Source organism: Hydrogenispora ethanolica, assembly GCF_004340685.1.
In the GTDB taxonomy this organism is placed as follows: Bacteria; Bacillota; UBA4882; order UBA8346; family UBA8346; genus Hydrogenispora; species Hydrogenispora ethanolica.
This window is the reverse complement of the sequence record NZ_SLUN01000037.1, coordinates 1-13802: the sequence shown is the minus strand read 5'-3', so window position 1 is coordinate 13802 and position 13802 is coordinate 1. Positions and strand designations below refer to the sequence as shown.

Below are 13802 nucleotides of genomic sequence, written 5' to 3'. Positions count from 1 at the left end.
AGACTCACATTCCCATCGCCTTTTGCAATTTGGCCAGGCTAATGTTGTAATCGTATAAAGCGTTGATATGATTGGTCTTCGCCAGGGTCAACGCCAGCTGGGTGTCGATGACGTCCAGATTTGTTCCCAGTCCGGCCCGGTAACGCGCCCGGACCAATTGATAGTCTTCATTGGCCTTGTCGAGTGCCAGTTCGCTGGCATGGATCCGTTGCTCCGCTTCATTCACATTCAAATAAGCCTGCCGGACTTCCAGGCCGATGGCCTCCCTGGCCTGGAGTGAGGCCTGGCGCGCTTTATCCTGCGAGGCTTTGGCCTGATCGATCCGCGACTTGGTCCGGCCGCTGTTATAAAGATCCCAGCTGGCGACCAGGCTGACCGACCAGTTGCCATTGTCGTTCCCCGGAAAATCGGCGTCGTTCCGGTCCACCGCTCCAACCAACGACACCGTTGGCAAGTAGCCGCCCTGAGCCACCGCCACCCCGCGCTTGGCAACCTCGTAGTTGATATCGTACTGCGCCACTTCGGGCCGTTTTTGCAGCGCCTGTTCGATACTGGCGTTCAATGTCTGATTCCACTGGCCATGGGATAAATTTTCCTCAACCGCAATCTCCGTTCCCAGCGGTATGCCCATCACATAATTCAGATTGGCCAGGGCCAGATCATAGCCATTCCGGGCTTTGATCAAGCTTTGCTCGGCATCGGCCAATTCCACCTCCGAGCGTAATACGTCGTTTTTGGTAATCAGTTCCGCGTTGAAGCGCGCCTGGACATTTTTTAAATGCGCCGCCAGACGTTCCACGGTCTCTTCGCTCAATTTCACGAGGCTTTTCGCTTGCAGCAGATTGTAATAGGCGACCGTGGCATCCAGTTTGACCTGCTGCTTGATCCGGGTGACATTCAGACCGGCGTTCTTCACTCCCAACTCCGCCTGCTGAATGTACCCCTCCAGTTGCCCGCCGGTATATAAAGGCAACGAGGCGGTGAGCTTATTCTCAAAATAGTCCGTGACGGGGGGATCGACTCCCAATAACTGAAAGGCCGGTTCCGAAGGGTTCGGCTTCAGCCGGCTGCCCGAATGGGTCAGATTGATGACCGGCAGCTTCTCCGCGCGCAATTCCCGCAAACGGCCCGCAGCCGCCTCCTGTTCCGTCTCGGCGATTTTGACAGCCCGGTTATTCTTCAAGGCCAGCTCGATACTTTTCTCCAGATTCAATGCCGTCCCGGCCGCCACCGCCATGCCGCCCGCCCCCAGCGCCGTGATCAGCAATACGGCCCAGGCAATCAGCTTCTTTTTCACCATGTACACCTCGCTCAAATCATTTCGTATTCTAGTCGTCTATAAAAATCACGGGTCCATTCCGGGAAGCATCCAAAATCCCCGCAAATGGCTCATAGCTTTAACGTTTGGGAATACCCGGCCTCTCGCCCCGGCTTCACCCGGTACCATGCCGCGTACATCGTCGGGAAAACCAGCAAGGTCAGAACGGTGGCCATCAATAAGCCGCCCGCAATGGCTATCGCCATCGGTCCCCAAAGGGCGCTGGTCGCAAGCGGAATCATGCCCAGGATCGCCGCCACGGCAGTCAGCATAATGGGGCGGAAACGCAATATCGTGGCGGTAACGATCGCATTCCAAACCGACTCCCCCTGCCTGAGTTGTTGCTCGATCTGGTCAATCAAAATCACTGTATTCCGGATAATGATTCCGGCCAAGGCCAAAATGCCCATGTAAACGACGAAACCTACCGGCCGGCCGGTGAGCAGCAGGGCCAAACTGGCTCCAATCAATCCCAGCGGCGCGGTCAATAAGGTTAAGATCATTTTCGGAATGCTTTGCAACTGAACCATCAGCAATAGGGTGATCGCCACAATCATGAGCGGCACCGGCTGCATCAGGTAGTCGATGGCTTGATTCATTCTTTCCACCATGCCGCCGACCTCAATACTGTAGCCTGGCGGCAAACTGCGACGGAGTTCTTGCAACGCGGCATACGCCTCCTTGCTCGCATCGACTCCGCTAACTCCCGGGACCGTATCGGCCTGAATCGTAATGGTCGGCTTTAAATTGCGCCGCCATATCAAGCCGTCTTCCGCGTCATAGCGGATCTTCGCGATTTGATCCAACGGTACAAACCGGCCATCGCCGAGCGGAACATTCAGATCTTTTACCTGCGATAGGTTGTTGCGATCCCGGATATCCATCCGGAAAACGATGCTCACCGTCTTGTCGTTCTCACGAAATTCCGTCACCGGTATCCCGGATAATTGCGATTGCAACGTGATTGCCAATCCCTGGCTATTCACCCCCAGCAGCCGCGCTTTATCCTGGTCGATTTCCAAACGCATTGTCTTGCTCTTTTCATTCCAGTCCAGATTGATATCGCGGAGTTTCGGATTGGCGCTCATGATCGCGCAGGCCCGGGCGACGATCTCCCGGACTTTATCATGAGCGTAGCCCGTTACCCGCAATGTAACCGGATAAGGGTCGGGCGGCCCCAGCTGTAACACTCGCAAGTGTCCGCGCACCTCGGGAAATTGCTCCTTGAGGACCCGGTTGAGCCTCTCGCTCAGCGTATTGCGGGCCTCAGTCCCCTTCGTCATGATCACAAATTGCGCAACATCGGAGCTGGGGAGCACCGGATCGGCGGTTAATAGGAAGCGGGGCGCTCCTTGACCCACGTAAGCGGTGTAATTGATCACATTGGGATCCCCATGGAGGGATTTAGCGAATCGTTTCGCCACCGCCTCAGTCGCTTTCAGCGACGCTCCTTCCGGCAGTTTCAAATCGACAATCAGCTCCGGACGGGTTGAGGCCGGAAAAAACTCCTGTTTGAGCAGCGACATGATGAAAACCGAACCGATGAAGCCGGCAACCGTCAGCCCCAGAACGAACTTGCGGTGATTCAGGCACCAGCTCAGCATCCGTTTGAATGAACGGTAGAACGGGGTGTCGTAAAGATCGTGGTTCTTCCCGGCTGCCGCCGGCTTAATGTTGATAAGCCGGTAGCCCAATAGGGGAGTCGCCGTTCCCGCCACAACCCAGGATATCACCAGCGCCATTGTCACCACCGTAAAAATGGAACCGATAAATTCGGACGCCGAGCCCAGCGAGAAACCGATCGGGATAAATCCGGCGCAAGTGATCAAAGCGCCGGTCAGACGGGGATAAGCGGTTGAGGTATATGCGAAGCAAGCCGCTTTTGTGCGGTCCCAGCCTTGTTCCAGTTTAACTATCATCGATTCCACCACGATGATCGCATCATCCACCAGCAAACCCAGGGCGATGATCAAGGCTCCCAGGGATATCTTGTGAAGATCGATTCCCGCCGTCTTCATCGCAAAGAACACTCCGGCAATGACTAACGGAATACCCAGGGCAACCACGATCCCGGTCCGCAGCCCCAAGCTAAGGAAGCAGACCAATAGTACAATGACTACCGCCAAGAGCAGCGTTTCCACAAACTCATTAATCGATTCTTTCACTACCTTGGGTTGATCGGCAACCTGAAGCAATTCCATGCCAGCCGGCAAATCTTTCTTAATCCCAACGACGGTCTGGCTCAAATTCCGGCCCATGGTGAGAATGTTGCCGCCCTTGGCCATGGATAAGGCGATGCCAATGACCGGTCTGCCGTTATAAAACATCTCCGGCTCCGGCGGATCGGCATAGCTCCGGTTGACAGTGGCGATTTCACTCAGGCGGAACGTGCCGCCGGCGGCGCGGATGGGCAGATTACGAATATCCGCAATATCTTCAAACATCCCGGAGATCCGCAAATATACATTGTCCGATCTGGTTTCAATCATGCCCGAGGGCGTCATGGCATTCTGGGTTTGAATCATTCCCATGATATAGTTGGGATCAATGCCCAGTTGCGCCAGTTTGCTGCTCTCCATCTCGATATAGATCTTCTCCGGTTGTACGCCGAGGAGCTGCACTTTTTTGACATCCTTGACTCCTAGTAGCATCCGGCGGATCCTTTCCGCCTGTTCCCGCATTTCTTCGTAAGTATAGCCGTCGGAGGTGATCGCATAGATCGAACCGAAGACATCATCAAAACGGTCATTAAAAAACGGGCCGGCCGTCCCCGCCGGCAGATTGGCCTTGATGTCATTGACCATATTGCGCACTTCAAGCCAGGTCGGCCGAACATCCTTTTCAACCACCGTATCTTTTAGGACCACATAGATAACCGACTGGCCCGGCCTGGAATAACTTTTCAAATAATCGAGTCCCGGCGTGTCCTGCAGTTTCTGCTCAATTTTATCGGTAACCTGTTCTTCGATCTGGCGGGCGCTGGCTCCCGGCCAGGCCACCGCGACGATCATTTGCCGGATGGTAAAATCGGGATCCTCCATTCGTCCCATTCCTTGGTAAGAAAATACTCCCATCGCAAATATCAAAATGATAAAAAAGGAAACGAGCGGTTTATGGTCGAGCGTCCATTCCGTCAAGTTGAATCGATTCATTGGGCGTCATCCCCCAACCGGACTTTTTGGCCTGCTTGCAGCTTATGGACTCCCGCGATGACCACGCGTTCTCCGGCATTGAGCCCCTCGGTCACCTGGACCCGGTCATCGCCAAATGAACCGAGGGTAACCTGGCGTAAGCGAATCAAACCTTCGTTTACTACCCATACACCCGGAGAATCTCCGGTTTGAATGATTGCGGACAATGGAATATAAAGCATCTTTGTTTGCTCATCATCGGCCATTCTCACGGTGGCGGTCATTCCCAGCTTCAGTTCAGCCGGAGGATTCATCAAACTGATCCGCATCCGGTAGGTACCCGAGGCTGGGTCGGCCATCGGCGCCACTTCCCGAATCTTCCCGGTTATCTTTACATTGGAGAGCGCCCAAAAGGTGACCTCCAGCCGCTTGGCGTCGCGTATTTCCTCCAGTCGGTTTTCCGGCACCTGAATCTCGAGCTCCTTTTCGCCGTCCCGTATCAGCGTAACCACCGGCTGGCCGGCCCCGATGACCTGACCGACTTCGGCATTCACGGCCGCGATCACGCCGGACGCGTTCGCGGATAAGAAACAATAGTTATATTTATTGGAAGCATCCGTATATTGCGCGCGCGCCTGATTTAGCCCGGCGGTGGCCATTTCATAGGCATTGCGATAGTTGTCGAATTCCGCCTTGCTGAGCAGGCGATCCGTATACAGCTTCTGAAAACGGTCCAGATTGTCCTTGGCGAGTTGAAACTGGGATTCGGCCGAGGCCAGTTGCGCTTTGGCGCTGTTCACTCCCTGCTGAATATCGATGGGGTCCAACTGCATCAGGATCTGGCCGGTTTTTACCGTACTGCCCAGTTCCACGTCACGTTTGATGATCTTCCCGTTAACCTGGAAAGCCAGCTGGCTTTCATAACGCCCTCTCACCTTTCCCGAATAGCTAAGTTCTTCTCCCGCTCCGGTCAGTTTAACGGTAGCGGTACGCACCAGGGGAATCTCTTGAGGAGTTGGTTGGGATTGAAAATTTCCTTTGACAGCCCATCCCGCAACGACGCAGAGCAAGAGAACTCCCAGCACCAACGCGGAATATATTATTCTTTTGTTTTTCATCGCTCATCGCTCGCTTTCCAAATGCCCGATAATCCATTGGTACTGTAATAGTATTGATGGTTTTACAAAAACAAATAAAGATTTATATATTTCTATAAAATTCCATAAATTATGTCATAATTAGCCTCCTTTATTATGCTATAAGATCAAACGGTACTGTGATGGTTTTCTTGGTACCAGCAATAAAAACCCCTTTCTTTCCGGTTTGATTATAATTGAGCGGTTTGGATGATTTTGTTCGGATTCACCATGCCCACCATGATAATCTCGTTTAATTGCGCGTAAACCTCACTAATGGTCATATCGTTTTCCGCCAAAAACCGCTCGTTCAACATTTCTTCGAGCGCTCCGCTGATCATCTTTTGGACGACGGCCAAATTGACGGGACGGATATAGCCGTCATTGATGCCTTCTTGCAAAAATTCTTGAAAAAGTTTCCACTGCTCCTCTTGAGCCCGTTTGGTCTTCGCCCAGGTTTCCGGCATATAGCGCCGGATATCCTCGACCAGCCGCCGCTCACTGGTAGCGTTGAATCTTCCTAATATTTTCGGAATGAAGGTCTGCATTAATTTAAACTTTTGATAAAAACTCAGATTCGTGGCATTAATGATATTGATGTGTTCCTGAATCGCACCATTCAGTTCATCATCGATAATCGTCTCCACCAACACTTCCTTGGAAGGAAAAAATTCATACAAAGTCCGTTTGCTGACCGCCAATCGCGCGGCCAGATCACTCATGGTAAATTTGAGGCCGCGCTCAATCATCTCCTCAATTGCGGCCGCCTTAATCCGTTCGAGCATTAAAACCTCTCGTTTCTCCGGTACTGATTTGGTTTTGCTAGTACCATATATTATATATATATATCCTTTTGCCAATGCTTGTCAATGTTTTTTCTGAACAATTTTTTTTGCAATTGCCCACGCCTCCCGGCGAGTGGCCGCTCCCCGTCCCGAGGATGCTCTCACTTTGGGGTTTCTCCCTTGCTGGACGCCCAAAGAGAAAACGCCCACCGTTTCGGGAAGGGCGTTTTCGGTCCTTGGCAGGGCGTATTCTCTCACTTGGTGGTCAGATAGGTTCCGAGAATGATGAGGACGGCCCCGGCGACCACCGACAGGCCGATCCGCTCATGAAGGACGACGGCGGCGATCCATCCGGTCAGCAACGGCCGGAAGTACAGGTAGCTTCCCACCGTCACCGCGGGCAAACGCTCCAAACCCCGGTACCAGGCCAGATACCCGTATACCGAAGCCGCGCCGCCCAGATACAGCAGATTCAGCCACGTCAGCCAAGTCCACTGGGCCGGCCGCAGCGAGGACAGTTCCGGCAGAGCGAAAGGCACCAGCAAGACAGCGCCGATGATTGTCGTAGCGGTGATGAGGGTCAGCGGTTGGTACTTGACGAGCATCCGTTTGCCCCAGACGCTGTACACCGCCCAGGAGACCGCGGTCAGAAGGATCAGGCAATTCCCCCAGAGCCGCGCCGGAGGCTGGCTCCCCAGCGCCTTGCCATTGCCGATCACCAGGATCGCTCCGGCGAGGGCCAGGACCAAGCCGGTTCCGCCGCTGGCTTTGAGTTTTTCTCCCAGCCAGAGCCAGGAGATGATGCCGATAAAAACGGGCGACAGGCTGATCAGGACCGCCGCATCGGAGGCCGTGGTCAAGCCGATCCCATAATGCTGCAACAGATAGTAGAGAGTGACCCCGGTCAGACCCAATCCCAGGAAGACCGGATAATCCTCGCGCGCCACCCTTTCCCGGTTTCGCAGGTTGAAGCCGACGAGGATGGCGGCGGCGATCACATAGCGCAGCAGCGCCGAAGCGGCCGGCGGGATCTGGGCCAGCACCATCTTGGTGGCGACAAACGTCCCGGCCCAGAGCGCCACCACCCATAGCAGTTCCAGATGAATCAGGTAATCATGCGGTTTTCCCGTTTTCCGCAAAATCGGCGGCCCGCTCATGTCTCGGTCAAGGCCTTGATCTCGAATAGCACCGTGCCGCCGGCGCTATGGGGCGGTCCGGGATCGATGCATTGGACCAACCGCTCGCTCAGGCCCAGGTCTTTGAGGTCATGGCCCAGCCGGGCGGCCATGATCACCGGATAGAGACTGGCAAAGGCAAAACCGCAAACCTTGTCGGATTCATCCAACGCGATATTGGCGCCCCGCAACACCACCCGGTCCCCTGCGCGGATCCCGGCCGAGCAATGCCCCTTCACTTCCTTGGCAGTAATCACCAGATTAACCACAATATCTCCTCCTTATCGGTTTTCGATTAAAAACGCCAGCAAGGCGTCATCCCCGCAGAGCTTTTGGAAGGCGGACTCGCCGAGCGCATTGATGAGGACCCTGCCCCAGAGATCGTGCTTGATATACTCCTTGGCCACCAGCACCACCCCGGGCGTGGCCGTCCAGATGCCCATGCTATCCCCGGGGTCCGCGATCTCGGCAATGACCACTTCGGCGGAGTCCGCCACCACCACCGTCAGGTGGGAACCCAGCCGTTTGGAAGAGGTCGCGCCGCAGTTTTCGAGATTGATCCGGTTGGGGCGGGCCGGGCCGCACTCGCCAAAGATGCCGGCGATGACCCGGACGCCGCGCGCCTCGGCGGTGTCCAGCGCCGCTTCCAGCAGCCGGTACTCCGCGGGCCATAGCGAAACCATCAGTAACTCGGCGGCATTCTCGATCAACTGGTGAAGCTTGTCGAGGACCGCCGGATAACCCATGAGATTCCAGGCCAGATCGATCTGGGGCAACGGCTGAATCTGCCGCAGCTCGGCTCCGAGCTCGTCGATGGTCGCCACATAATCCTGGCGCAGCTGGTGCAGCAACTTTTCGTGAGGAATGGGATAATACTGCACCGGTTCGATCTGCTCATCGACGATGACCATGCCTTTATGCTTCAACTTGCTGAGGGTCTCATAGATCTTGGAGGGCGGGATCCGGGCCAGTTTGCTGATCTCATAGCCGTTGGCCGGATGCCGCTGCGTCAGGGCAATGTAAGCCTTGGCCTCGTACGGGGAAAGACCCAGTTTCTCCAGTTTCAGCAACACTTCGTTCATGATTTTCTCCCTCGCGCGGTTCGGTTTTATTTATCCTACCGCATCCGCCCCGTCCGTGCAATATTCACCGTACCCGGGTAGAGCAAGTTTTTTTCGAAAACTTTGGACACCTAAAAAAACCTCCGAGCGAAACTCGGAGGCTAAATGCAACCATCGTATTGTCCGAACCGGGGTTACATGGGTTACAAGTCATGCCGTTACTGTCACAAAAGCTTTCATCGAAGATCCAAAAACACCCGTCCCAAGCGGTTCCGACGCCCGGAGCGCCGGTACGTATCATCTCCTAACAGCAACCGCAGCGGCTGCGCAGATTGGATGTACCGCAACAGTCTCTCTGCAAAAACGGAAAGATCGCGGTCAAAAAGCTGAAGGCCCGTAGCTTGAGAACTGCCAATTCCAAAAGGGCGAGGATGGAATTGATCTGCTGGACTGTAATCACGCCCGCTGCACTGGCGCTGTTATTAATGGCTTCAGCCTGATTCAGGACATTGATGACCTCGTTCCGCTGCACTGTCGTCAAGCTGGTCAATCCCGCCACGTCCAACTTAATGAATTCAATGGTGTTGGTGATGGCTGCCGCATAGGTGCTATTATAGGCGGCGGGATTTCCCAGCAGCGCCGCCACAGATTGCGAGAGGTTGACAATGGCCTGGATCGTCCTATTCACGGCGAGCACAGCCGAGCCGGCACTCGTAAAAACCGTTGAAGAACAACAACTACTCATGAACCTCACCTCCCATTTATCGTATGAGCGCTTCGACGCATAGGAGATTGAAACGTAAGATAAAGTGATTGTGTAAGAAGAAATTCTGTTTTCATACTATCCGAGAATTGCATATCCGGGTCTCCCCGCTCTGGCGTGGCAGCCGGACCGTGTCGTAGGATTCACGGGCGGCGCCGTCGCTTTTCCCTCAGCAATCAGCCTCCGCCGGATGGACGGAGGCTGATGAAATCATCACTAACAGCAGCAGCTGGTGCTTCGGCAACTGTTACAACTGAAGGTCTGCTTCGGTCCTCTAAAACAACCCTTTTGCAAAGGGCCGAAGAAGAACGGGGCGATAAAGACATTGATCTTTTGAATTGCCAATTGTAACAGGTTGAGGATGGAATTGATCTGTTCGATGGTGATCGCGCCGGCGGCATTGGCGGTATTAATGATATTTTCTGCTTCATTCAGCACAATGATGATCTCGTTCTGTTGCGCGGTTGTCAACGGCAAAGCCGCCACATCGGCCTTGATCAACTCGATCGTCGCGATCAGCGTCGAAGCATACGTGCTATTAAAAGCCGCAAGATTTCCCAACAGCGCCGCCACCGATTGCGCCAGGTTGACGATGCTCAAAACCGTCGCATTGACGGCGAGAACGGTGGAACTGAAACTCAAAATCATCGATCATCACCTCCCGTTTTATCTTATGTATGCCTCGGCGCATAGTAGATTGAAACGTAAGATAAAATGATAGTGTTTGAAGAAATTCTGTTTTGATAACATGAGAGATTCGCCCGATTCCCAAAAACGTCTCTTCGCTTCGCGGTGGGCTTCAGGGCCCGGGCCCGCCCAAGCGCTGTCCTAAAAACGAAAAGGGCTCCTCCGACACCGGGAAGAGCCCCTCTTTTGAAAGCCATGTGATAAAGTCTTTTTCCAATCAATTCGCCTTCCAAAAAATTTTTAAACGACTTTATCCCTTGCTTCCCTGAGCTTTTGTGTTCACCCTGACCTTCGGACAGGGTTTATCACAACGCTTTTAAATACCGCGTAGGTTATCGTTTCACGCCTTTCTTCGTTCCCGCTCAGCGTCCCTGGTGAATCATTCGCTTTTGCTGCTTGCGGGCGAGGATGGAGAGCGTATAATTCAATGCGAAATAGGTGATGGCAATGATGCCGAAGATCGTAAAAACCTGCACCGTCTGGCCATACTGCCCCATCAGGATCATTCCCTTGCCCGTCAGCTCCTCCGTGGCCACCGCCCAGACGAAAGAAGTGTCCTTAATAACCGTAATGAACTGGGAGACCAGCGGCGGGATAATATTCCGGAACGCCTGCGGCAAGATAATATGGACCAAAGTCTGAAAATACCCGAATCCCTGGGAACGTGCGGCCTCCCATTGCCCGCCGGCGATGGAGTTGAGGCCGCCCCGGACGATCTCGGCTATCGCGACCGTCGTGAAGATCGTCATCGCCACAATGCCCGAATGGACTGGCTTGAGCGGCGTCATAAACCGGATCGCCAGAATAAACAGCAGGTTGGGAATATTGCGGATCACTTCAATGTAGAGCCCGGCGGCCTTGCCGAGAATCTTGTGCTTGGAGTAGCGGGCCACCCCCAAAACCGTCCCAAAGATGGAACTGAAGAAAATGGTGGTGATGGCGATCTCCAGCGTGACCCAGAGTCCCTGCGCCAAAAAGAGCAGGTTCTGAGGTGTTAAAAGTCCCTGCATCATGCCGCCACCTCCGCTTTTTGCTCAAGATGCCGCGCATAGCGGGCCAGGGGCAAGCAGAGACAGAGGTACAACAGTCCGGTAATTACATACGCCGGCCCGTAATACAGGTTGTTGCTCGACCAGGAATCGGCCCGGTACATCAGATCGCCGCCGGCGATCATCGCCATGACCGAAGTGTTTTTGATCAAATAGACCGCTTGATTAGTCAACGGCGGAAAGACCACCTTTTTGGCCTGAGGCAGAATGACGTACCGCATCGCCTCCCAATAGGAGAAACCCTGGGAATAGGCGGCCTCCTTCTGTCCCTTGGGAATCGCTTGGATCCCGGCCCGGATCACTTCCGCGATATAGGCTCCATGGTAACCGCCGACTCCCAGCACGCCCACGGCCATGGTCGGCAAATTGATCCCCAGATGAGGCAGAGCGTTATACAGGATAAATACCTGGATAACCAAAGGCGTGTTTTGAATCAGTTCCACATACCACCGGGCAATGATTCGCATGCTCTTCCAGTGGGAAGTACTGAACGCGCCAAAAACAATACCTAATGCAAGGGCCAGCCCTAGGGCCAGGATGGCCACTAGGGCGGTCGTGCCGAGACCTTCGGCAAAGACATGCCATTCTTTGAATAAAGCTTCCCACTTGAACCAGGCGAATGGACCTACCATCTTATTTGAGCTTCCATTTCTTGATCAATTTATCGAGTTGACCGGATTTCTGCATAGCGGCGATGGTTTCATTGACCAGAGCCGCCAAACCGTCATTGCCCAATTTGGAAGCTACGCCGTAATCCTGCGGGCTGAAACGCTCCGGCAACAGCAGGGTGGTCCGGTCCATATAGCCCCCGAGGATCGAGGTATCCACCGAGAAGCAGTCCACCCGGCCGGAGTCGAGTGCCGCTTTGATCTCGGGATAGGTCGCGAATTCCAAAAATTCGATTTTGACACCGAGCTTATCGGCTTCTTCCTGAACGGCCTTGCGGCTGGTGGCGCTCTGGGCGACGCCGATCTTCTTGCCGTTCAGATCTTTCAGGCTCTTGATCTTGGCCGATTTTTTGACCATCAGGCCGACACCGTCAACGAAATAGGGTTGAGAGAAGTTATAGCTTTTCTTGCGCTCTTCGGTGATGGTAAAGGTGGCGATAACCAGATCCACCTCGCCGTTGTCGAGCAACGGGCCCCGGGTTTTGGCGGTTACGCCCTGCAACTCGAGCCTATTGGCTTTGCCCAAGATCTTTTTGGCAAGCGCCTTGGCGATATCCACCTCAAAGCCGTCGATCTTGCCGCTTTTCGGATCCTTGTAGCCAAACTTGGGCACGTCCACCTTGACTCCGACTTTCAGCACGCCCCGGTCCTTAATCGCCTTGATATCCGGAGTGTCCTGAGAGGCCGCTCCGCAGGGTACCAACAGGAGTGTAGCGTACAGCACCAGACAACCCAAAATAACCATCCATTTTTTCATACCGGTTCCTCCTTATAACTTTAGTCTTGTTTATTGAGAGAATTGCATAATTTATAAAATATTCTTTAGTCCACAATATATTGATAGATATGTCCGGGTTTTGCACTATATATTGTGGCCACAGGGTTCGTTAAGGTAATTATGCAATTCTCTGTATTGGAAAACCCTTAACAGCTTCATTGAAGTAAGACCGGCTTAACGCAGTATCCTGCTGAGGAACTGTTTGGTCCGCTCCTGGGTGGGATTGTTGAAGAAATGCTCCGGAGAACCTTCCTCCAAAACCACCCCTTCATCCATGAAGATGACCCGGTCCGCCACATTCCGGGCGAAACCCATCTCATGGGTCACCACCACCATGGTGATTCCCTCATGGGCCAAGCCGGTCATGACGTCCAGCACTTCCTGGATCATCTCCGGATCCAAGGCCGAAGTCGGTTCATCGAAGAGCATGATCTTGGGGTGCATATTGAGCGCCCGGGCGATCGCCACCCGCTGCTGCTGTCCTCCCGAAAGCTGGGAAGGATAGGCGTTGGCTTTTTCCTTCATTCCGACCCGTTCCAAATAGGCCATGCCGGTCTCCTCCGCCTCTTTCTGAGGAACCTTCTGAATCAGAACCGGGGCCAACGTCAGGTTCTCCAACACCGTCTTGTGGGGGTAGAGATTGAATTGTTGGAAGACCATCCCCACCGATTGCCGGACCTTTTGGACCTGGGCTTTATGCGCGGTGATCTCCACGCCATCCACCACCACCCGGCCATGGCTCGGTTTTTCCAAAAGGTTGATACAGCGGATCAAGGTACTCTTGCCCGAGCCGCTGGGACCGATTACGACCACTTTTTCTCCGGAAGCTACCTGAAGGTTGATATCTTTCAAGACATGAAGATGGCCAAAATGTTTATGTACCCCTTCTAATCGAATCATCTTCCGCGTCACCTTTCATCCCGTCTAAACGAGAGATCTATGTAAATAACTTGATTGGAACACTCTGAAATGCCGGATAAAAAAATCCTTTTCACATCAGATATAACATATAAGTTACGTCAAAACTTTTGTTTTTCCTTCTAGTTAAGGTTAATTTTTCGAAAAAAGCCCCGTGAATACAAAATACACTTAGACAATTCCCATGGATGTCAGATTTCGTCTTGAATCTTCAAAACAAAAAACCGGGACGATAAGGGAGGCCGCTGAAAAAGGTTTAAATTTTCAGTGCACGCCCACAAAATGCTAAACACAAAAACCCGATTTAGAAACTTCTAAGTCGGGTTTTACTTT

General features: G+C 53.4%; 13 protein-coding genes. All 13 read right to left on the bottom strand.

The genetic code is table 11. From position 1 onward, the window contains the following. Nucleotides 1-4: 4 nt before the first annotated feature. Nucleotides 5-1297, bottom strand: coding sequence for a TolC family protein (locus EDC14_RS21800; protein ID WP_207930771.1), 1293 nt, complete (start codon nt 1295-1297; stop codon nt 5-7). Between the two features lie 92 nt (nt 1298-1389). After that, the gene (locus EDC14_RS21795; protein WP_132016436.1) at nt 1390-4470 is read right to left on the bottom strand and encodes an efflux RND transporter permease subunit; all 3081 of its coding nucleotides are present in this window, start codon (nt 4468-4470) and stop codon (nt 1390-1392) included. Then, the gene (locus tag EDC14_RS21790) at nt 4467-5444 is read right to left on the bottom strand and encodes an efflux RND transporter periplasmic adaptor subunit (protein WP_243663071.1); all 978 of its coding nucleotides are present in this window, start codon (nt 5442-5444) and stop codon (nt 4467-4469) included. Before EDC14_RS21790 ends, EDC14_RS21795 begins: the two co-directional genes overlap by 4 nt. A gap of 332 nt (nt 5445-5776) precedes the next feature. Then, nucleotides 5777-6370: a TetR/AcrR family transcriptional regulator gene (locus EDC14_RS21785; RefSeq protein WP_132016434.1), complete on the bottom strand. Its 594-nt coding sequence runs from the start codon at nt 6368-6370 to the stop codon at nt 5777-5779. Nucleotides 6371-6624: 254 nt separating this feature from the next. After that, nucleotides 6625-7509: a DMT family transporter gene (locus tag EDC14_RS21780; protein ID WP_165908218.1), complete on the bottom strand. Its 885-nt coding sequence runs from the start codon at nt 7507-7509 to the stop codon at nt 6625-6627. Between the two features lie 14 nt (nt 7510-7523). Next, a complete protein-coding gene (locus EDC14_RS21775) occupies nt 7524-7814 on the bottom strand; it encodes a TIGR04076 family protein (protein ID WP_243663070.1) in 291 nt (96 codons plus the stop codon). Between the two features lie 12 nt (nt 7815-7826). Then, nucleotides 7827-8627 carry a TrmB family transcriptional regulator gene (locus EDC14_RS21770; protein ID WP_132016432.1) on the bottom strand — a complete coding sequence of 267 codons (801 nt, stop codon included), beginning with the start codon at nt 8625-8627 and terminating at the stop codon, nt 7827-7829. Between the two features lie 283 nt (nt 8628-8910). Next, nucleotides 8911-9351, bottom strand: coding sequence for a hypothetical protein (locus tag EDC14_RS21765; RefSeq protein ID WP_132016431.1), 441 nt, complete (start codon nt 9349-9351; stop codon nt 8911-8913). A 234-nt stretch (nt 9352-9585) separates the two neighbouring features. Next, on the bottom strand, nt 9586-10017 hold the full coding sequence (locus EDC14_RS21760; RefSeq protein ID WP_132016430.1) for a hypothetical protein: 432 nt from the start codon (nt 10015-10017) through the stop codon (nt 9586-9588). 401 nt (nt 10018-10418) lie between these two features. After that, entirely contained in the window at nt 10419-11069 is a 651-nt protein-coding gene (locus EDC14_RS21755; RefSeq protein ID WP_132016429.1) for an amino acid ABC transporter permease, read from the bottom strand. After that, nucleotides 11066-11737, bottom strand: a complete 672-nt coding sequence (locus EDC14_RS21750; RefSeq protein WP_132016428.1) for an amino acid ABC transporter permease — start codon at nt 11735-11737, stop codon at nt 11066-11068. Before EDC14_RS21750 ends, EDC14_RS21755 begins: the two co-directional genes overlap by 4 nt. A 1-nt stretch (nt 11738) precedes the next feature. Further along, nucleotides 11739-12530: a transporter substrate-binding domain-containing protein gene (locus EDC14_RS21745; protein ID WP_132016427.1), complete on the bottom strand. Its 792-nt coding sequence runs from the start codon at nt 12528-12530 to the stop codon at nt 11739-11741. Between the two features lie 195 nt (nt 12531-12725). Continuing rightward, nucleotides 12726-13451 (bottom strand): amino acid ABC transporter ATP-binding protein, encoded by a 726-nt coding sequence (locus tag EDC14_RS21740; protein WP_132016426.1) that lies wholly within the window; start codon nt 13449-13451, stop codon nt 12726-12728. Nucleotides 13452-13802: the final 351 nt, after the last annotated feature.